Annotated in this window: 16 protein-coding genes and 1 riboswitch; of the genes, 12 read left to right on the top strand and 4 right to left on the bottom strand. The window is 65.8% G+C overall.

From position 1 onward, the window contains the following. Nucleotides 1–5 precede the first annotated feature (5 nt). The 4 genes from glk to LG409_RS10615 form a co-directional block, all read right to left on the bottom strand. On the bottom strand, nucleotides 6–971 hold the full coding sequence (gene glk, locus LG409_RS10630) for a glucokinase (protein ID WP_096922774.1): 966 nt from the start codon (nucleotides 969–971) through the stop codon (nucleotides 6–8). Next, the gene (edd, locus tag LG409_RS10625; RefSeq protein WP_096922775.1) at nucleotides 971–2,872 is read right to left on the bottom strand and encodes a phosphogluconate dehydratase; all 1,902 of its coding nucleotides are present in this window, start codon (nucleotides 2,870–2,872) and stop codon (nucleotides 971–973) included. Before edd ends, glk begins: the two co-directional genes overlap by 1 nt. 201 nt (nucleotides 2,873–3,073) lie before the next feature. Next, nucleotides 3,074–6,196, bottom strand: a complete 3,123-nt coding sequence (locus LG409_RS10620) for an efflux RND transporter permease subunit (protein ID WP_096922776.1) — start codon at nucleotides 6,194–6,196, stop codon at nucleotides 3,074–3,076. 8 nt (nucleotides 6,197–6,204) lie between these two features. Next, nucleotides 6,205–7,281 carry an efflux RND transporter periplasmic adaptor subunit gene (locus tag LG409_RS10615; protein ID WP_016914193.1) on the bottom strand — a complete coding sequence of 359 codons (1,077 nt, stop codon included), beginning with the start codon at nucleotides 7,279–7,281 and terminating at the stop codon, nucleotides 6,205–6,207. Nucleotides 7,282–7,438: 157 nt separating this feature from the next. On the opposite strand from LG409_RS10615, the gene LG409_RS10610 reads away from it, so the two are divergent. The 12 genes from LG409_RS10610 to LG409_RS10555 all read left to right on the top strand — a co-directional run bounded on the left by LG409_RS10610 (nucleotide 7,439) and on the right by LG409_RS10555 (nucleotide 19,434). Further along, nucleotides 7,439–8,905 carry an efflux transporter outer membrane subunit gene (locus LG409_RS10610; protein WP_193461787.1) on the top strand — a complete coding sequence of 489 codons (1,467 nt, stop codon included), beginning with the start codon at nucleotides 7,439–7,441 and terminating at the stop codon, nucleotides 8,903–8,905. Nucleotides 8,906–9,014: 109 nt separating this feature from the next. Then, nucleotides 9,015–10,106, top strand: coding sequence for a nicotinate-nucleotide--dimethylbenzimidazole phosphoribosyltransferase (gene cobT, locus LG409_RS10605; protein ID WP_096922778.1), 1,092 nt, complete (start codon nucleotides 9,015–9,017; stop codon nucleotides 10,104–10,106). After that, complete coding sequence (cbiB, locus tag LG409_RS10600) at nucleotides 10,103–11,110, top strand: adenosylcobinamide-phosphate synthase CbiB (RefSeq protein ID WP_159341847.1); 1,008 nt, start codon at nucleotides 10,103–10,105, stop codon at nucleotides 11,108–11,110. Before cobT ends, cbiB begins: the two co-directional genes overlap by 4 nt. After that, nucleotides 11,110–12,222, top strand: coding sequence for a threonine-phosphate decarboxylase CobD (gene cobD, locus LG409_RS10595; protein ID WP_096922780.1), 1,113 nt, complete (start codon nucleotides 11,110–11,112; stop codon nucleotides 12,220–12,222). Before cbiB ends, cobD begins: the two co-directional genes overlap by 1 nt. Next, the gene (locus tag LG409_RS10590; protein WP_054641776.1) at nucleotides 12,206–12,754 is read left to right on the top strand and encodes a bifunctional adenosylcobinamide kinase/adenosylcobinamide-phosphate guanylyltransferase; all 549 of its coding nucleotides are present in this window, start codon (nucleotides 12,206–12,208) and stop codon (nucleotides 12,752–12,754) included. The genes cobD and LG409_RS10590 overlap by 17 nt, the downstream gene beginning before the upstream one ends. Further along, on the top strand, nucleotides 12,751–13,512 hold the full coding sequence (locus tag LG409_RS10585; RefSeq protein WP_096923441.1) for an adenosylcobinamide-GDP ribazoletransferase: 762 nt from the start codon (nucleotides 12,751–12,753) through the stop codon (nucleotides 13,510–13,512). Before LG409_RS10590 ends, LG409_RS10585 begins: the two co-directional genes overlap by 4 nt. Further along, nucleotides 13,464–14,117 (top strand): histidine phosphatase family protein, encoded by a 654-nt coding sequence (locus LG409_RS10580; RefSeq protein WP_039179962.1) that lies wholly within the window; start codon nucleotides 13,464–13,466, stop codon nucleotides 14,115–14,117. Before LG409_RS10585 ends, LG409_RS10580 begins: the two co-directional genes overlap by 49 nt. Continuing rightward, nucleotides 14,069–14,506 (top strand): bifunctional adenosylcobinamide kinase/adenosylcobinamide-phosphate guanylyltransferase, encoded by a 438-nt coding sequence (locus tag LG409_RS10575; protein WP_039179601.1) that lies wholly within the window; start codon nucleotides 14,069–14,071, stop codon nucleotides 14,504–14,506. The genes LG409_RS10580 and LG409_RS10575 overlap by 49 nt, the downstream gene beginning before the upstream one ends. A gap of 85 nt (nucleotides 14,507–14,591) precedes the next feature. Continuing rightward, nucleotides 14,592–14,828: riboswitch (cobalamin riboswitch) on the top strand. A 143-nt stretch (nucleotides 14,829–14,971) separates the two neighbouring features. Further along, on the top strand, nucleotides 14,972–16,777 hold the full coding sequence (locus LG409_RS10570) for a TonB-dependent receptor domain-containing protein (protein ID WP_227406625.1): 1,806 nt from the start codon (nucleotides 14,972–14,974) through the stop codon (nucleotides 16,775–16,777). 40 nt (nucleotides 16,778–16,817) lie between these two features. Next, the gene (locus LG409_RS10565) at nucleotides 16,818–17,675 is read left to right on the top strand and encodes a cobalamin-binding protein (RefSeq protein ID WP_227408110.1); all 858 of its coding nucleotides are present in this window, start codon (nucleotides 16,818–16,820) and stop codon (nucleotides 17,673–17,675) included. Continuing rightward, the gene (locus tag LG409_RS10560) at nucleotides 17,675–18,646 is read left to right on the top strand and encodes a FecCD family ABC transporter permease (protein ID WP_227406624.1); all 972 of its coding nucleotides are present in this window, start codon (nucleotides 17,675–17,677) and stop codon (nucleotides 18,644–18,646) included. Before LG409_RS10565 ends, LG409_RS10560 begins: the two co-directional genes overlap by 1 nt. Continuing rightward, a complete protein-coding gene (locus LG409_RS10555) occupies nucleotides 18,646–19,434 on the top strand; it encodes an ABC transporter ATP-binding protein (RefSeq protein ID WP_227406623.1) in 789 nt (262 codons plus the stop codon). Before LG409_RS10560 ends, LG409_RS10555 begins: the two co-directional genes overlap by 1 nt. The last annotated feature ends 12 nt before the right edge of the window (nucleotides 19,435–19,446 follow it).

Genomic DNA, 19,446 nt, shown 5'->3' with positions numbered 1-19,446 from the left:
TCAGTTTAAAAGACTTCTTCGTTATGCAGCGCTTCGGCGGCACCCAGCAGGCCGGTCCACGGGTGGGTCACGATCCACACCGGAATATCGGCGTTGTACGCTCCCATGCGCCCCTTGTTGACGAAGCTGGCGCGCAGCTCGCATTTAGGCAGCCACGCCAGCAGCCGGGGCAGAATGCCGCCGCACAGATACACGCCGCCGCGTGCGCCCATGGTCAGGGTGGCGTCACCGCAGACGTCGCCGAGGATTTTCAAAAAGCGCAGCAGGGTGGCCGTGGCCAGGGCGTCGCCCTGATTGGCCGCCTGGGTCACCTCGGCGGGGGTTTCGCAACGTGGCGCTTGGCCTTCCAGCGCGCAGTGGGCCTGGTAGAGTTCCAGCAGCCCCTGGCCGCACAGGATGCGCTCGACGCTGACCCGCTGGTGGCGCTGCAGGAAAACATCCAGCAGTGCGCGCTCGGTGGTGTCGGTGGGCGCAAAGGTGACGTGCCCGCCTTCGGTGGGCAGCGGAATCCAGGCATGCTGGCCGGGAAACACCCCGGCCACGCCCAGCCCGGTGCCCGGGCCGATGACCAAACGGGTCGAGTGCGACTGGGCGACGCCGGGCTGCACTTCGACGAGGTTGTCTTCGCCCACGTGGGGCACGCCCAACGCCTGGGCGGTGAAGTCATTGATGACCTTGAACAGCGACAGGTTCAGCGCTTGCTGAACGTCGCTTTTCATGAAGTCCCAGTGGTTGTTGGTCATTTTCACCCGCTCGGCGTGCACCGGGCAGGCGAAGGCCAGGCAGGCCTCCTCGGGGGCGTTATCCCCGGTCGCGCCCACGCGGGCGAGGTAATCCTGAATCGCCTCGATCACGCCGGGGTAGTCCGCGCAGGGCAGGTTGAGGATATCGTGGGGCGTTACCTCGCCAGGCGCTACCAGCGCCAGGCGAGCGTTGGTGCCGCCAATATCACCGATCAGTGCCGGTCGCATCAGGCGTCCTCTTGAAAGATCTGACCTTCTTGACGAGCGAGATCGTCGGCTTCAAAGCCGCCCAACGAGCCCGCGCCCTCTTCGCCGCGCATTGCCAAGTGGCGGAAGCCCGAGAACAGCTCGCGGCCCAGGCCGACGTGGTAGTGGCCGAGGTTCGCCACTACGCGCTCGCGGTCGGCCCAGGTGGCCGCATCCACTTTGGCTTCCAGCGTGCCGGCGTTGGCATCCAGGCGCACCACGTCACCATCGCGCAGCTTGGCCAGCGGGCCGCCGTCCAGCGCTTCCGGGCTCATGTGAATGGAGGCAGGCACTTTGCCCGACGCACCGGACATGCGGCCATCGGTGACCAGCGCGACCTTGAAGCCACGGTCCTGTAACACCCCCAAAAACGGAGTGAGCTTGTGCAGCTCGGGCATGCCGTTGGCTTTGGGCCCCTGGAAGCGCACCACCACAATCACGTCACGGTCCAGCTCGCCGGATTCGAAGGCGGCTTTCATTTCGTTCTGGTCTTCGAAGATCTTGACCGGCGCTTCGACCACCCGGTGCTCTTCGGCCACCGCCGAGACCTTGATCACGCCACGGCCCAGGTTGCCTTTCATGACGGTCAGGCCGCCGGTAGCGGCAAAGGGCGTAGCGACCGGGCGCAGCACTTCTTCGTCCAGGCTCTTCTCCGGGCCTTCGCGCCAGACCACTTTGCCCTCTTCCAGGAAGGGCTCCTGGGTGTAGGCGGTCAGGTCGGTGCCGAAGACGGTGGGAATGTCACCGTGGAGCAGGCCCGCGCCCAGCAGTTCACGGAACAGGTAGCTCATGCCGCCTGCGGCCTGGAAGTGGTTGATGTCCGCCTGGCCGTTGGGGTACACCTTCATCAGGCTGGGGGTCACCGCCGAGAGGTCGGTGAAGTCGTCCCAGTTCAGGGTGATGCCCGCCGCCGCGGCCATGGCAATCAGGTGCATGGTGTGGTTGGTCGAGCCGCCGGAGGCCAGCAGGCCGACCACGGCATTGACGATGGCGCGCTCGTCGATCTGCTTGTAGAACGGACGGTACTCGCCGCCTGCTTCAGTATTGCGAATGGTCTGTTCGGTGGCGTAGCGGGTCAGCGCTTCGCGCATCTCGGTGCCGGGGTTCACGAACGACGTGCCCGGCAGGTGCAGGCCCATCACTTCCATCATCAGCTGGTTGGAGTTGGCGGTGCCGTAGAAGGTGCAGGTGCCGGGGCTGTGGTAAGAGTCGGACTCTGCCTGCAGCAGCTCTTCGCGGCCCACCTTGCCTTCGGCATATAGCTGGCGAATGCGCGCTTTTTCCTTGTTCGGCAGGCCGCTGGGCATGGGGCCTGCGGGCACGAACATGGCGGGCAGATGGCCAAAGCGTGCGGCACCGATGAACAGGCCCGGGACGATCTTGTCGCACACGCCCAGGTAAATGGCGGCGTCGAACATGTTGTGTGACAGCCCCACCGCCGTGGCCATGGCAATCAAGTCTCGGGAGAACAGCGACAGCTCCATGCCCGGCTGGCCCTGGGTTACGCCGTCACACATGGCCGGTACGCCGCCCGCAAATTGCGCGGTGGAACCCATGGCCCGCGCCGCCGCCTTGATGGTTTCCGGGAAGGTTTCAAACGGCTGGTGGGCCGACAGCATGTCGTTGTAGGACGAGATGATGCCCAGGTTGGCGCTGTTCATCAGCTTCAGGGCATCTTTTTCCTGGGGGCTACAGGCAGCAAAGCCGTGGGCCAGGTTGCCGCAGGAGAGCTCGGCACGATGCACGCCACGCTTGTGCTGGTCGGCCATGCGGCGCTCGTAGAGGGCGCGGCGCTCGGCAGAGCGTTCACGAATGCGTTGGGTGACTTCCGCGACCTTGGGGTGAAGGGCTGCGGGGGTAGAACCAGACGTTGAACCAGGCATAGAAACCTCTGCATGAGTAGAGACGGTGAAAGTATCTTGTAGTTATTTTACATTTTATGGCGCCAATAATAGAGACCTTACGGCAATAAAAAGCCGATTTATAGCTTAAGTTGTAGTTTTATTACCCGAAAGGATGAGCCGGATGATCCCGGCGTCCAGCCCATGATAGCCAAAAAGCGCTCATGGGCCGAACGCGCCTGCTCAGGACTCGACCTCATCGCTGCTGATATGGAACAGCATGGCATACAGGGTGGGCACGGCAATCAGCGTCAGCAGCGAGGCAAACGCCAGGCCGCCCATGATGGTCACGGCCATGCTGTTGAAGAAGGCGTCGGCCAGCAGCGGCAGCATGCCAAGGATGGTGGTGCCAGCGGCCAGGAAGACCGGCCGCAAGCGGCTGACGCTGGCGTCCACCAGTGCAGAAAAGCGCGCCTTGCCCTCCTTGATCTGCCCGTCGATCTCATCCACCAGCACGATGGCGTTTTTCATCAGCATGCCCGACAGGCTGAGCATGCCCAGCAGCGCGGTAAACGAGAAGGGCAGGCCGGTTACCAGTAGGCCAATCACCACGCCACACACCGACATGGGCACCACCAGCCAGATGATCAGCGGCTGCTTGAGCTTGCCAAACAGCAAAATCGAGGTCAGCAGCATCACCAGCAGGCTGATGGGCAGCTGCTGGGCCAGCGCCTCCTGGGCATCGCCGGAATCCTCGTGTTCACCTCCCCAGCTCAGCTGGTAGCCCGGTGGCAGCGTCATGCCCTCGATCTCTTGGCGAATGCCGTCGAACGCCTGGGCGGCGGTATAGCCCTCGGCGGGGTCGGCCCCGACGGTTAGCGTGCGCACCCGGTTGCGGCGTTGAATCAGCGCTTCCTCGCTATCGGTATCGAAGGAGGAGACCACCTGGCTGATGGGCACGAAGCGCTGCTGCGCGGCGCTCCACACGTTGCGGTTTTCCAGCAGCGCCACATCGTCCCGCTCGGCCGCCGGGGGGCGGGCGACGATGGGCAGCAGGTGCTCGCCCTCACGGTAGGTGCCTGCCCGAATGCCCGACGAGGCAAACTGCAGGGTCTGGGTGATGTCTTCACGGCTGACCCCGGCAATGCGGGCGCGCTCCTCGTTGATGCGCGGCCGCACCACCAACTCCTGCTGACGCCAGTCGGTGCGCTGGTCGATCAGGTAGGGGCTGTCGGCCATGATGCGCTGGGCCTGGTCGGCCAGCGAGCGCAGCACTTCCGGGGAGGGCCCCTGAAAGCGCGCCTCGATGTCCGCGCCATCGCCTGGGCCAAATTGCAGCCGCTGGGTGCGTACCTGCGCGCTGGGAAACGCTTCGTTCAGCTCTCGGTAGAAGCGCTGGTCCAGCGCGGGAATGGCGTCCAGGTCTTCGGTGCGCACGATGAACTGGGCATAGGCGGTGTTGGGTTGCTCCGGAGCGTAGGTGAGCATGAAGCGGGTAGCGCCCTGGCCGATGAAGCTGGCCACCGATACCACGTCCTCCTGCTCCAGGATATACGCCTCGATATCGGCGGCGTAGTCGGCGGTCGAGCGAATGTCGGTGCCCTGGGGCAGCTCCACATTGACGAAGAACAGCGGCGTGTTGGAGTCCGGAAAGAACGACTGGGGTATCAGGCTGAAGGCCCACAGGCACACGGCGGTGATCAGCACCAGCGCGCTGACGGTGACGATGCGTATGCGCAGTGCCAACAGCAGCACCCGGCGATAGGCGCGATAGAGCAGGCCGCCGTACAGCTCGCGCTTGCTGGGCTCGTCGTCGTTCTCCTCGTTCTCGTGCTGGCGCTCGCCTGCTTGCTGCTCGTCAGCGGACTGATCCTCGTCGTCGCCTTTTTGGCGCAGCAGGTAGTAGCCAAACAGCGGGGTGACGGTGATCGCCAGCAGCCAGCTCAGCATCAGGGACACCAGAATGACCATGAACAGCGAGTAGAGAAATTCGCCGGTGACATCGTCCGACAGGCCAATACCGGCAAAGGCCATGATGCCGATCACCGTGGCGCCCAGCAGCGGCAGCTGGGCACGCTTGGCGGCGCTGCCGGCTGCCTCCTTGGCGCGCTGGCCGCGCTTGATGTTGGTGACCATGCCTTCGGCGACCACGATGGCGTTATCCACCAGCATGCCCATGGCGATGATCAGCGCCCCCAGCGAGATACGCTCCATCTCGATGTTTAACAGCCCCATGAACAGCAGGGTGCCCAGCACGGTGAGCAGCAGGGTACTGCCGACCACCACGCCGATGCGCCAGCCCATGGCCAGGCACAGCACCCCGATCACGATGGCCACCGACATGGCCAGGTTGAGCAGGAAGTCGTTGATGGCATCGTTGACCACATGGTGCTGTTCGTAGAGAGGATGTAGCTCTACGCCCAGCGGCAGGCGGCTTTTCAGCTCTTCCATGCGGGCTTCGACGGCTTCGCCCACTTCGATGATGTTGTCGTTGGCGGCGCCCGCAATGCCGAGCGTGAAGGCATCCTCGCCGTTATAGCGAATCAGCTGGTTGGGCTGGTCGCTGGGCTCGCGGTAGACGGTGGCGATATCCATCAGCGACACCTGTTCGGTGGTGCCGGGGCGGCCGATGCGGATGGCTTCGATCAGCGCGGTGCTGTCGATGTCGCTACGCGCCACCAGCCGCACCTGGCGTTCCCCTACCCGCAGGCTGCCCGCGTTTTCCACGGCGTTTTCGGTCTGGATGGTGTTGATGACCTGATTGATAGGAATGCCCAGGGTGGTCAGGCGCTCGTTGGAGATGTCGATGTAGATGGTCTCTTCCCGCTCGCCTGCGGTGGTCACCCTGGCCACGCCGGGTACTGCCAGCAGCTCGCGCTGAAGAAACGTCGAAATGTCGCGGATCTCCCGCGTGGTGAGCCCATCGGCCGTGACCGCATAGAAAAGGCCGTACACTTCACCGAAATCGTCGTTGACCTGGGAGCCCAGCACCCCCTCGGGCAGGTCGCCCTGGGCATCGTTGATCTTGTTGCGCAGCTCATCCCAGATTTGCGGCAGTTCGTGGCTGCTGTAGCTGGAGTGGACTTCCACCTGGATTTCCGAGCGCCCAGGTAGCGACTTCGACTTGATGACGTCGATCTGCTCCATCTCCTGGATGGCGCGCTCCAGACGTTCGGTGACCTCCTCTTCCACTTCCACGGCGGTGGCGCCGGGGTAGGGCGTATTGATGATGGCGTTGGGGATGGTGAAGGCGGGGTCTTCGAGTTTGCCCACCGTATTGAATCCCCAGATACCGCCCAACAGGCAGATCACCACGATCAGCCAGGTATTGAGAGGCCGTTCGATGGACAGCTTGGCGATGTTCATGGCGGCTCCTAGAGGGCGTTATCCAGCGGTTTGACGCGCATGCCGTCGCGCAGCAGGTGTACCCCGGCCGCCGCAATCGACTCGCCAGGCTGAACGCCTGCCACCAGCATCACGGCGTCGTCGCTCAGCTCACCCACGGTGACCTCCCGGGGCGATACCGTGCCCTCGTCGGGGTCGTAGACCCACACGCGAAAATCACCGCTCTCGGTGGTGTCCAGGGCGCTGGCTGGAATCATCATCACCCCGGACACCAGCCGCTCGGCGGGTTCGATGAACACGGTGGCCGTGGTGCCGGGCAGCGCCACCAGGTGCTCGCCTTGGGCGGGCGCGAACTCCACCTGATAGGTCTGGGCGACCTCGTCGGGCTCGGTGATGTGTTCGCGGTACTCCAGCGCAATGCGCTCGCCGGGCAGCGTGGCGATCTCGGCTTCGGCGTTGAAACCGTGTTCGCCATCGAGATGCTGCATCAGCGCTTCGGGCACGTTGATGCGAATGCGCAGCTCCGAGATGTCCTGAATACGGACGACTTCGGCATTGGGCGGCAGCGTGGTGTGGTTTTCCACCAGGCGGCGGGCAATCAGCGCATCAAAGGGCGCGTACAATGAGGTGTAGGCCAGCTCCTGGCGGGCGCTCTCCAGCTGGGTAGCGGCCAGCTCGGCATCAGTGCGGGCCGCTTCCAGCACCGAGGCGGAGACGGCGTTATGGCGATACAGATTTTCCTGCCGCTGCAGATGCTGACGGGCCTGGGTCAATTCCGCTTCCGCGGCGCGCACCTGCAAGGCGTAATCGGTTTGATCGAGCTGGGCGATCAGCTCGCCTTTGGCCAACGTGGTGCCCTGTACGGCTGGAAAGGTGGTCAGGCGCCCGCCCACCTGAAAGGCCAGATTGACGGTGCTCACGGCATCGACGCGACCCACGAAACGACGGCCCGAAAAGGCCTGCTGCTGGCCGGTCTCAAACAGTTTGACCACCTGAGCCGGAGGCTCGGGGGGCTCTTCGGCGTCTCTGCAACCTGCCAATAACGTCACGCATGCCAGCAACCCGGCCAGAGTGGGTAGCCACTTCCCCTTGCGGATGAACCTCATTCAATGCCTCCCTGCAAGTCAATGGGGGATCACGGTGGTGTGATGTATCCCCTGTTTCGTTAGTCTCCTATAATAGGTACTCTTAGCCACTTCGAACAGGTGTTTGGTTAAACGCCGCCCTAAATCGGTATTCACCCGAACTGCAAGGATGATCAGCGTGCACAGGAATCGCCCGTGGAGCCCCCGCCTCAAACCGTTCACCACTGCCTCGGCGCTGGCCTTGCTGCTGGCAGGCTGTGCGGTCGGCCCGGAGTATCAAGCGCCCGACATCGAGCTGCCGGAGAGCTGGCCTGCCCATATCACCCTGGAGCAGCAGGCCCGTGACGACTGGCACCGCTGGTGGCAGCGCTTCGAAGACCCGGCGTTGAACCGGCTGGTCGAGCGCGCCAGCGAAGACAATCTCGAACTGGCGATTCAGTTGGGGCGCATCCGCGAGGCCCGTGCTCAGCTGGGGTTTGCCGATGCGGAGCGCTTTCCCACCGTGGGTTATCAGGCCGAAGCCAACCGTGAGCGCACCCCGGGGGCGGCGCTGCCCATCGATGTTCAGCCCGTGCAGGAGCTGCTGACCTCCACCAATAATCAGTACTCCCTGGCCGCCAGCCTGGAGTATGAAATCGACCTGTGGGGGCGGCTGGCCAACCAACGTGCTGCGGCCATGGCCGCCCTGCAGGAGAGCCTGTTTGCCAGAGACGCCGCCGAGCTGGGCGTGATCGGTGACGTGGTCACCACCTACGTCAGCCTGAAAAGTGCCGAAGCCCAGCAAGCGCTGATGGAAGAGACCCTGGCCGCGTACCAGGAGACCTATCGCCTTCAGGCGCTGCGCTTCGAGCATGGCGACATCAGCGAACTGGAGCTGCGCCAGGCCGAAGCCGAGTGGCGCAACCTGCAGGCAGAGCTGCCGTCGCTCAAGCAGCAGGTGGAAACCCTGCGCGGGGCATTGGGCACGCTGGTGGGCATGTCCCCCGATGAGCTGCTGACTACCTTGGACACCGGCACGTCGCGGCTGGACGACCTGGCCCAGCCGGTGGGCATACCTGCCGTGATGCCGTCGGCGATGCTCCAGCGCAGGCCCGACATTCGCTCGGCAGAAGCGGCCCTGATCGCGGCCACCGCCCAGATCGGCGTGGCCGAGGCCAACCGCCTGCCGTCGCTCAATCTCAGCTCCTTTTTGGGCACTACGGCCGCCAGCACCAGTGATCTGTTCAGCGATGTGGCCCGCACCTGGGGCGTCGGGGCCTCGGTGATGGGGCCGCTGTTCGACTTCGGCCGTAGTCAGTCCGGGGTGGAAAGCGCCGAAGCGCTGGCTGAACAGGCCGAAGCGCAGTATCGCCTGACCGTGCTGACCGCCTTCAACGAAGTGCGCGATGCGCTCTACAGCTACGACTTCAGCGAGCGGCGGCTGGCCGCCATCGACGAACAGTTGGAGGCCGTTGCCCGTACCCGGGAGCTGGCCGTGCTGATGTACGACCAGGGGCAGGTGAGCCAGCTGGAGCGCCTGGACGCCGAACGCAACCTGCTCTCGGCCCGTTTGGCCCAGGCCGATGCGCGCCGTGAACAGCTGGCGGCCACGGCGACGCTGTTCAAGGCGCTGGGCGGTGGCTGGCAGGAAACCCCCGTTTACTGATTGCCGGTAAGGTAACCACAGCCCGGGCGGCTCCGCTGGCCGCCCGCATCTGTTACCATGCTGCGCTTGCGATCACTTCATCTCTGGTTTTGCTGCCACTGGAGCTGCCATGCCTCCCTGCGCGTCCTCTGCTGCCGCTTCTGACTCCCTTGCCGCTTACCCCTGGCTGCCCGACATCGGCCCCGTCGATTCCGCCGCCGCTGAGCGCACCCGTGCCTACCTCGACAATTTGACCAAGCCGCCCGGCAGCCTGGGCAGGCTCGAAGCGCTGGCGATTCAGCTCAGCGCCATCACGGGCAGCGCCCGCCCTCGGGTGGATAGCCCCGCCGTGGTGGTGTTTGCCGCCGACCACGGCGTGGCCGCTGAAGGCGTGTCGGCGTTTCCCCAGGAGGTGACCGCGCAGATGGTCGCCAACTTCGTTCAGCAGGGCGCGGCGATCAACGTGTTTGCCCGCCAGCTGGGCGCGCGGGTGGACGTGGTGGATGTCGGGGTGGCGTCGCCGCGACCGCTGCCGGGAGCCACCGATGCCCGCGTGCGTTCGGGCACGGCCAACATGCTGCACCACGACGCCATGCCGCTGGACGACGCGCGTCAGGCCATGCAGGCCGGCATGGCAGCGGTCGAGCGGGCCGTAAAGGCGGGGGCCAATGGGCTCATCGTGGGCGAAATGGGCATAGCCAACACCACCGCCAGCAGCGCCATGCTGGCGGCCTTGCTAGGGGTGCCTGCCGCCCAGGTGGTGGGGGCGGGCACCGGTATCGACAGCACCCAGCAGGCCCACAAGGCGGCGGTCATCGAACGGGCGCTGGCCAATCGCCAGGCGAATCCTGACGACCCGCTGGAGGTGTTGTGCAAGCTGGGCGGCCTGGAAATCGCCGCCATGGCGGGCGCGTACCTGGCGGCGGCGGCCCACCGCCTGCCCGCGGTGGTGGATGGCTTCATTGCCACGGTGGCGGCCCTGACCGCCTGCCGCATGGCCCCAGCACTGCGCGACTACCTGGTGTTTGGCCACCGTTCGGCGGAGCCGGGCCACGCCCTGGCGCTGGAAGCCCTGGCGGCGCAGCCGCTGCTGGCCCTGGAAATGCGCCTGGGCGAGGGCAGTGGGGCGGCGCTGGCTTACCCGCTGCTACAGGCTGCCGCCGCCATGCTCAGTGACATGGCCACGTTCTCCCAGGCGGGGGTGAGTGGCAAGGCACCATGAGCCTAGACTTGCTGAGCCTGCCCGCTCTGGCCGGATGGGTCGCGCTGGCCATCGTCATCGATTTGATCGTGGGGGACCCGCGCGCGCTGCCCCACCCGGTGGTGATCATCGGCAAGGCGATTAGCGCCCTGGAGCACCGCTGGAACCACGGCAGCCCCCAGCGGCGGCGGCTGCTGGGCGGGTGCCTTACCCTGGTGGTGGTGCTGGGCACCTTTTCGGTTGCCTGGCTGGGGCTTGCGCTGTTGTCGTGGGTGCACCCCTGGCTGGGGCTGGCCGCCGAGCTGTGGCTACTGGCCACCACGCTGGCCATCAAGGGGCTGGCGGATGCCGGGCGGGCCATTGCCGCCCCGTTGCGGCAGGGCGACTTGCCCAGCGCGCGGCAGGCGCTTTCCAGAGTGGTGGGGCGTGATACCCAGGCCCTGGATGAAGCCGAGATTACCCGAGGCGCGGTGGAAACCGTGGCGGAAAACACCGTCGATGGCATTACCTCGCCGCTGCTGTTTGCGCTGCTGGGGGGCGCGCCGCTGGCGCTGGCCTACAAGGCCGTCAATACGCTGGACTCCATGGTGGGCTACCGGAACGAGCGCTACGGCGACTTCGGCTACGCCTCGGCCAGGCTGGACGACCTGGCCAACTGGCTGCCTGCCCGGCTGACCGCCCTGTGCCTGTGGCTGGCGGGCGTGCTGTATGGGGTGTTTCACCGCTCACCTCTGCGCTGGCGGGGCGCCCTGGCGGCCACCTGGCGCGAAGCACCCCGTCACCCAAGCCCCAACGCGGGCTGGCCCGAGGCAATGGTGGCGAATTTGCTGGGCGTCCAGTTGGGCGGCACCAACGTCTACCAGGGGCAAGTATCACACCGGGCCACGCTGGGCACCGCCCATGATTTACTGAAAGCCAGCCACATCACTACCACGATTTGGCTGATGCACGGGGCTTGGTTGATGTTCTTCCTGCTGCTGTTCTTCCTGCAGCTGTGCCTCGTGATGGCTACGGTGGCCGGGTGATGCGCGACCAGCCCGGCAACCTTCCCCTCGACCATTGGCCAAGCCACGGTGGCCAGGCCGCCGCGCTGCTGCAGCGCTTTGGCCTGCCTGCCGACCACCCGCTGGAAGATATCAGCGCCAACCTGAACCCGCTGGGCCCGCCCGACTGGGTAACCGGCTACCTGGCCCAACGCCTGGCTGGGCTGGGCCGCTACCCCGAACCGGACTACCGCGCCGCCAGACAGGCGATTGCCGAACACGCAGGCGTGGAGCCGGGGCAGGTACTGCTCACCAATGGCGGCGCGGAAGCCATCTTTCTGGCGGCGGCGCACCACGCTGGCCAGCAGGCGCTGATCGTCACCCCCACCTTTGGCGAGTACGCCCGGGCCTGCAACGCCCACGGTGTGCGCATCAGCGAGCTTGGCCTGTTGCCGGGCACCTTCGACCCGCCCGCGGCCGCGTTGCTGCAGGCGGCGGCCAGCGCTGATGTTGTGTTCATCTGTCGCCCCAACAACCCCACCGGCACGCTGCTGCCCGTGGCGCTTATCGAGGCGCTGCTGGGCACCTTGAAACCGGAGGCCTCGCTGGTGGTGGATGAAGCCTTCATCGACCTGGCATTGAAGGCTACACCGCTGACCCCGCTGCTCCAACGCTACCCGGCGTTGATCCTGCTGCGCTCCATGACCAAATTCTTTACCCTGCCGGGCCTGCGGCTGGGCTACGTGCTGGCCGATGAGGGGCGTATCGCTCAGCTTCAGGCGCATCAACCGCCCTGGAGCGTCAATCATCTGGCCGACGAACTGGTGCCGCCGCTGCTGGCGGATGAGGACTTTGCTCGGCGTACCCACCAGTGGTTGGCCCGTGAGCAGCCGCGCATGGGCGCTGCCCTGGCCGCGCTGGGGCTGGAGGTGGTGCCTAGCCACAGCTGCTTTCATCTGGTGCGGCCTGGGGCCGCCCAGCGGCAGCGGGGCATTTCCAGTATCGTGCTGCTTGAACGCCTGCTTCACCAAGGTATGCTGGCGCGACATACCCATGGTTTTGCTGGCCTGAAGGGTGGTTGGCTAAGGCTGGCACTGCGCGATGGTGTGACCAATGATCGGTTGTCAAAGGTGCTGAATGATTGTCTTTGTTAGTGGAGGGGCTCGGTCGGGCAAGAGCCTGGTGGCGGAGCAGTGTGTTCAGCAGTACGCCGACGGTAAGACGTGTTACTACGTGGCCACGGCCGATATCTACGATAGCGAAATGGCCGAACGGGTAGGCCATCATCAGGCCCGCCGCGCCAACCACTGGGTCACCCTGGAAGCTCCGCTCAACATCGAACAGGCCGTCGCCCAGGTGCCCAACGGCCATGCCGCCCTGTTGGACTGCCTGACCCTCTGGGCCAGCCAAGTGATGTTCAATACTCAGGAGGACGCCGCCCCGGTCAGTGAAACGGAAGCCTTTGCGCTGTTGGTGCGTGCACTTCACGATGCCCGCCGCCGGGGGGTGACGCTGGTGGTGGTCTCCAACGATCTCAACGAAGCGCCCTTGCCTGCCTCGGCAGAGGTGTGGCGCTACGTGGAATTCCTGCAAGGGTTGCACCGCTGGCTGGCGGCCCAGGCCGACCGGGTGGTGGAGGTAGTGGCCGGGCAGTCCATCGAATGGAAGGCGGCTGGCGCACCATGAAAAATGCCCTGTACGGCATGCTGCTGGCGCTGCAGTTTCTGACGCGCCTGCCGATCCCCGTTGCCTGCCCCTGGACACCGGCTACCCGGCGCTGGGCCATTCGCGCCTACCCGCTGGTGGGCCTGATGGTGGGAGCGCTGCTGGCCTGTGTCGCCTTGCTGTTGGGCCAGTGGCAAACCCCATCGCCCATTACGGCGCTGGTACTGCTTAGCCTGTGGGTGGCCATTTCCGGTGGCCTGCACCTGGATGGCGTGATGGACTTGGCCGATGCGCTGGGCAGCAACCAGCCCGTGGCCCGCCGATGGGAGATCATGAAAGACCCGGTGGTGGGCAGTTTTGGCATGCTGGCGCTGGTGTTTCTGCTGGCCTGGAAAGGGGTGCTGCTATGGGCGCTGGTGCACTATCAGGCGCCGCTTGGCTGGCTGGTGGTGGCCCCCGCGCTGGGTCGGCTGGCGGGGGTGGCCCTGCTGGTGCTGACGCCCTGTGCCCAGCCCAGCGGCCTGGCCTTTAGCTGGCAGCAGTCGCTGGGCCGAAGGGACGCGGTGCTGGCCCTGCTGCCGCTGCTGCTGGGGGCACTGTTCATGCCGGAGCTGTGGGTCTGGCTGGTGGCCACGGCCTTGTGGGTCGTGCTGGTGCGTCAGGCGCTGCTGCGCTTATTTCACGGCATCAACGGTGACATGGTGGGTGCCACTATCGAAGGAGGAGAGCTTTGGCTACTGGTCTTGATGTGGAGCTGGTGGCAGTTCGCCACGGTATAACGTCCTGGAATCTGGAGCGTCGGTACCAGGGGCAGCGTGATATCCCGCTGCTGTTCCCGGACGCGGAAGCGGGCCTGCTGGCCCTGCGTGACGCCTTGGCAAGCGAGCGTTTCGATGCCATTCATGCCAGTGACCTGGGCCGCTGCCAGGAAACCCTGGCGTGGTCACAGGCGGCCAGGCCCGGCATGCCGGTGTACCGTGAGCCGCGCTTGCGAGAGCTGGATTTTGGCGAGTACGAAGGAAAGGTTTACGATGAACTCAAGGAGCTGCCGCACTACCGCGCCTGGATAGACAGTGCGGGCGAGCTGCAGATACCCGGCGGTGAGTCGTCTGGCCAGCTGCGCGAGCGCCTCGATGCCTGGCTGGAAGAGGTGGCGCAACAGGCGCGCGAACGGGGCCACCGCAAGGTGCTGGTGGTGACCCACGGCGGGGTGATTCGTGAGCTGCGCCGCCGGTTCGAAACGCTGGATTTCTGGGCGGGCATCGTCCATCAGGCTCAGGGCCGTCGCTGGCAGCTGACCTATCAGCCCAACGATGCAGGCAAAGGAGAGTGGCAATGCAACTGTTCATCGGCGGTGCCAGCGCAGGCAAGCGAGACGCAGTAAAACAGCGCTTTCCCGGCGCGGTGTGGTGGCGCCTGGCGCCGGGCCAGCGCTTGCAGGAAGTGTCCCACGTCATGCACCCCGGCACCCCGCTGGTGCTGCATGGCCTGTTCGAATGGCTCTCGGCGGCCATTCACTCCGACTTCAGCAGCGACGAATGGCGCGCCCACTGGCGCGAAGATCTGCAGCGCCTGGACGAGGCAGCGGCAGGCCAGCACGCCACCCTGGTGGTGATTGCCAACGAGCTGGGCCGAGGCCTGGTGCCCATGGCACGGGACCAGCGCCGCCTGAGGGACCTCAGCGGTTGGTTCACCCAGGACGCCGCCGCCCAGGCAAGCCAAGTGTGGTACGTGCGCCATGGGCTCGTGCAAGCGCTGAAAAGCACGGCATAAAGCACGGCATAAAGTCCGACATAAAGTCCGACATAGTGCAGCATGCCCCGTCTGGCCAAAATTGACCTGATTAGCGCAAGTTGCTAGTTTACGCGCACTCTTAGGTGCTGATGGCGACCCTTCGCCCTCAGTTAAACGGGAAGTTGGTGAACGCAACTGCGTCAATCCAACGCTGCCCCCGCAACGGTGATCGAGACAAGAACGGCCAAGACGCCACTGTGCTCAGGCATGGGAAGGTGGTCGTTCGGAAAGGGTCGGCGCTTGAAAAAAGCGTCTCCTTTCGCTCGTCAGCCCGGAGACCGGCCCAGGAGTGACGGCTGAAAAGCCACGGATTACCGGCATGCGGTGGGCATGTGCAGGGTGTAGGGTGGGCTGCCAACGCAGCTTGCCTGCCTTGCGTGTGCGCCTGCACCGGCCACTAAAAAACACATTGTGCGGGTGAGCACAGTGCGCAAGGGATCCATCATGCAACGTTTATCTCCTACCGCCACGCTGGCGGCATTTGCCATGGCCGCCGTGCCCATGGCCGTTCATGCGCAGGCGCAGCAGCAGGCCTCGGCCAGTCACGATACGCTCAATCCTGTCGTCGTGACGGCGGCGCTGGCACCGCGTACCGCCAACGAAAGCCTCTCTTCGGTCACCGTTCTGGATGAAGCGACGCTTCGCCGCCAGGACCCGGTGAGCATCACGGACCTGCTGCGCGGCCAGCCGGGCGTGGACGTTTCCAGCAACGGCAGCTTCGGCAAGAACAGCAGCGTCTTTCTGCGCGGCACCGGCAGCGCCCAGAACGTGCTGCTGATCGACGGCATTCGCTTACGTTCGGCCACCAGCGGCGGCGCGGCCTGGCAGTACCTGGAACCACGCATGTTCGACCGCGTCGAAGTCGTGCGCGGCCCCCGTGGCAGCCTCTACGGTGCCGATGCCATGGGTGGCGTCATTCAACTGTTTACCCCCGAAGGGCGTGAGGAAGGCCCGCAGCCGCGCATTTCCGCAGGCGGTGGCTCGTTCAACACCCAGCGGCTCAGCGCGGGTATCAGCGGCCGAGAAGGCGGCACCCGCTACAGCTTTGCCGGTAGCCACTTCACCACCGATGGCCAGCCCGTGCGCCGCGATGGCGACGACAAGGGGTACGACAACACCTCGGCGCTGGCGCGGGTATCGCACACCTTCGATAACGGTGCCGAAGCGGGCGTGCTGGCCCTACGTGCCCGTGGCCACAACGAATACGACGGCGGCGAGAACGACTTCGTGCAGCAGGTGGCCGGGGTGTATGGCGAGCTGCCGCTGACAGACAGCTGGCGTAGCCGCCTGACGTTCAGCGAATCCCGCGATGAGAGCGACAGTTTCGATGGCTTCAGTGACGCCACTTTCAACACCAAGATTCGTGCAGCCCGCTGGGAAAACACCTTCACCGCTGGGGCCCATGAGCTGGTGGCCGGAGCCGAGTACAGCGAAGACCGGGTAGACAGTACCACCGCCTACGATGAAACCAGCCGCAGCAATGCCGCCGTGTTCTCCCAGGCCCTGCTGGACTTCTCCCCGCTGCTGATACAGGCGAGCCTGCGCTTCGACGATAACGAATCCTACGGCGAGGAAGTGACCGGCAGCCTGGGGCTGGGCTACCAGTTGGATGACCACCACACCCTACGCGCCAGCTACGGCACGGCGTTCAATGCGCCCACCTACAACCAGCTCTACTTCCCTGGCTTCGGCAATCCTGACCTGGAAGCGGAAACGTCACATACCGTCGAGGCTGGGCTACGCGGCCAGTATGCCCAGTGGTTCTGGGATGCGGCCCTGTACCAAACCGACATTGACAACCTGATTGCGGGGCAGGGGCTGCAGTTCAACGTGCCGGAAAGCCGTATTCGGGGAGCTGAGCTGAGCGCCGGGCTCGAACTCGATGCCTGGACGCTGGCGGCGGCGCTCACCTACACCGACCCGGAGAATCGCCTGACCGGCATACGCCTGCAAAACCGCGCTTCCCAAAGCCTGCGTCTGGACGTCGACCGTGAGCTGGGCGAGTGGTCGGTGGGCGGCTCCTGGCTGGCCCAGAACCACCGCTTCCGGGATGCCGCCAATCAGGACCGCCTGAGTGGCTACGGCCTGGTAAACCTGCGCGCCGGTTGGCAGTTTGCGCCGCTGTGGAGCGCCCGGGTGACGTTGGAGAACGTGCTGGACCAGGAGTACACCACCACGCGCTCCTTCGACGGTGCCGACTACATCAACGCTGGCCGGGCAGGGTTCCTGAGTGTTCACTTTGGCCAATGACACACTGACACGCGGGGCCCTGGGCCTCGCGTTTTCGTTCATGGCGGCCGCCGCCCAGGGGCATGACCATTCGCGCTGCGCGGTGGATGATCGCGACCGGGAGGTGTGCCTGCACGCCTCCGCCAACCGTATCGCTACGCTCTCGCCGGGGGCCACCGAGCTGACCTGGGCCGCCGGGGCGGGGGATCAGGTGGTGGCGGTGGTCAGCTACAGCGACTACCCCCCGGAAGCCAAACAGGTGGCCTCGGTAGGCAGCCACACGCGCATCGACCTGGAAGCGCTGGTGGGGCTGGCGCCGGACCTGGTCATCGGCTGGGTGACCGGCAACCCCGCCGAGCAGATGGAGACCCTGGAAGCGCTGGGCATGCCGGTGTTCTACATCGAGCCGCGCAGCGTGGAAGCGGTCGCCCACACCATCGAACGACTCGCCCGGCTGGCCGGTACCGAGCCAATAGGGCGGCAGGCGGCCAGCGAGTTCCGAGACGGCATGGCCGCGCTCACCGCGCGCTACCGCGAACGCGACCCGGTACCCACCTTTTACCAGGTGTGGGACGAACCGCTGATGAGCGTCAGTGACGAACATCTGATTGGCCAGGTGGTAACCCTGTGCGGCGGCGAGAACGTGTTTGGCGAGCTGGAACGGCTGGTGCCCAGACTGGATGACGAAGCCGTGCTGGCCGCCAACCCGGAAGCCATCATCGCGGGCGGCATGGGCGAAGAGAACCGCCACTGGCTGACCCACTGGGAGCAGTACCCCCACCTCGATGCGGTGGCCAAGGAGAACCTCTACTTCGTGCCGCCTTCACTGATCCAGCGGCCCACTCCGCGACTGCTGGAAGGCGCACAGCTACTGTGCGAAAAACTCGACCAGGCGCGCCAGAAGCGCGAGGACGCCTGATGCCGCTGCGCCGCTGGACACCCCTTGGCCTGCTGGCCCTGATGGCCGTGGCGGCGCTACTGTTTTCGCTGACGGTGGGCAGCGCCTCGCTTTCCGTGGCACAGCTCTGGGGCGTGGTTCAGGGGCAGGGCGATGCACTGGCGCGCACCCTGGTGGTGGAGCTACGCCTGCCTCGGGCGCTCTCGGCCTTTGCGGTGGGCGGGCTGCTGGCCGTGGCCGGGGCGCTGATGCAGGTGCTGCTGCGTAACCCGCTGGCCGACCCCTACGTGCTGGGGCTTTCCGGCGGCGCCTCGATTGGTGCCCTGGCGGCCATGTTGGCGGGCCTGGGCGGCCTGCTGGTCTCCGGTTCTGCATTCGTGGGGGCGCTGGTATCGACGCTGCTGGTGTTTGGCCTGGCCCATGGCCGGGGCGGTTGGACTCCTTCCCGGCTGCTGTTGACCGGCGTGGTGGTGGCCGCCGGATGGGGCGCGGTGATTACCCTGATGCTGGCGCTGAGCCCCGCCGAGCGGCTGCCCGGCATGCTCTACTGGCTGATGGGCGATCTTTCCTACTCGCGCACCCCCTGGCCGCCGCTGCTCCTGCTGCTGATGACCTGCCTGGTGCTGGTGCCGCTGGGGCGCAGCCTGAACGTACTGGCCCGAGGCCCCCAGCAGGCGGCTGCGCTGGGGGTCGATGTGCGCCCGCTGGAGTGGAGCATCTACATCGCCGCCAGCCTGCTCACGGCCGCCGCCGTGACCAGCGCAGGGAGCATCGGCTTCGTGGGGTTGATCGTGCCGCACATGCTGCGCCTGGTGCTGGGCAACGACCAGCGGCTGATTCTGCCCGCCTGTGCCCTCGCCGGGGGCACGCTGCTGGTGCTGGCCGACACCTTGGCCCGCACCTTGATTGCCCCGGAACAGCTGCCCGTGGGGGTAATCACCGCGCTGCTGGGCGTACCCACGTTCCTCTTTCTGCTCTACCGGAGCCGCTGATGACCCGCTTGGCCACCCAGGAGTTGATCATCGACGTGCCGGGGCGCCGTTCAGGCACCGCACTGAACCTCACCATCGAGCCGGGGCAGGTATGGGGCGTGCTTGGCCCCAACGGCGCGGGCAAGACCACGCTGCTGCACACTCTGGCCGGGCTTCACGCCCCCCGCTCGGGGCAGGTGCTGCTGGGCGACACGCCGCTTGGCCAGTTGCGCAGGCGGCAAGTGGCTCAGCGGCTGGGGCTGGTGTTTCAGGAGCGGCTGGACGGCTTTCCCGCCACGGTACTGGAGACCGCGCTGATAGGCCGCCACCCCTACCTTTCCCTGTGGCAGCGGGAAGGTGCCGACGACTACGCCCGCGCCGAAGCCGCGCTGGCAGCACTAGACGTGGCCCACCTGCGCGACCGCCTGGTGAATACGCTCTCCGGCGGCGAACGCCAGCGGGTAGCCGTGGCCACGGTACTGACCCAGGCCCCCAGCCTCTGGCTGGCCGATGAGCCCACCAACCATCTGGATTTACACCATCAAAGTGCGGTGATGGCGCTGATGGCCGAACAGGCCGCCCAGGGCAGCGCGGTGATGATGTGCCTGCACGACCTCAACCTGGCCGCCCGCTGGTGCGACCACATTCTGCTGCTTTACCCCAGCGGCGAAGCCTGCTGGGGCCCCCGGGACACCATGCTGGTGCCCAGCGCCCTGGAACGGCTCTACCGCCAGCGGCTGGCCACGGTAGAGGTGGATGGCGCGCCGGTGTTCGTGCCCATTCACGCGCCATTGACCGATCATGAATGATTCAAGGAAGCC

The sequence above is a fragment of the Halomonas sp. NyZ770 genome (genome assembly GCF_020616575.1).
Lineage (GTDB): Bacteria > Pseudomonadota > Gammaproteobacteria > Pseudomonadales > Halomonadaceae > Vreelandella > Vreelandella hamiltonii.
Note: the sequence above shows the minus strand (reverse complement) of the source record. Positions and strands in the feature narration are given on the sequence as shown.

Coding starts and splice junctions, on each gene's coding strand:
- LG409_RS10555 (WP_227406623.1), top strand. CDS start 18,646: ATGACCCGCTTGGCCACCCAGGAGTTGATCATCGACGTGCCGGGGCGC.
- LG409_RS10620 (WP_096922776.1), bottom strand. CDS start 6,196: ATGAACATCGCCAAGCTGTCCATCGAACGGCCTCTCAATACCTGGCTG.
- LG409_RS10590 (WP_054641776.1), top strand. CDS start 12,206: ATGATTGTCTTTGTTAGTGGAGGGGCTCGGTCGGGCAAGAGCCTGGTG.
- cobD (WP_096922780.1), top strand. CDS start 11,110: ATGCGCGACCAGCCCGGCAACCTTCCCCTCGACCATTGGCCAAGCCAC.
- edd (WP_096922775.1), bottom strand. CDS start 2,872: ATGCCTGGTTCAACGTCTGGTTCTACCCCCGCAGCCCTTCACCCCAAG.
- cbiB (WP_159341847.1), top strand. CDS start 10,103: ATGAGCCTAGACTTGCTGAGCCTGCCCGCTCTGGCCGGATGGGTCGCG.
- LG409_RS10575 (WP_039179601.1), top strand. CDS start 14,069: ATGCAACTGTTCATCGGCGGTGCCAGCGCAGGCAAGCGAGACGCAGTA.
- LG409_RS10615 (WP_016914193.1), bottom strand. CDS start 7,281: ATGAGGTTCATCCGCAAGGGGAAGTGGCTACCCACTCTGGCCGGGTTG.
- LG409_RS10560 (WP_227406624.1), top strand. CDS start 17,675: ATGCCGCTGCGCCGCTGGACACCCCTTGGCCTGCTGGCCCTGATGGCC.
- LG409_RS10585 (WP_096923441.1), top strand. CDS start 12,751: ATGAAAAATGCCCTGTACGGCATGCTGCTGGCGCTGCAGTTTCTGACG.
- LG409_RS10570 (WP_227406625.1), top strand. CDS start 14,972: ATGCAACGTTTATCTCCTACCGCCACGCTGGCGGCATTTGCCATGGCC.
- glk (WP_096922774.1), bottom strand. CDS start 971: ATGCGACCGGCACTGATCGGTGATATTGGCGGCACCAACGCTCGCCTG.
- cobT (WP_096922778.1), top strand. CDS start 9,015: ATGCCTCCCTGCGCGTCCTCTGCTGCCGCTTCTGACTCCCTTGCCGCT.
- LG409_RS10565 (WP_227408110.1), top strand. CDS start 16,818: ATGGCGGCCGCCGCCCAGGGGCATGACCATTCGCGCTGCGCGGTGGAT.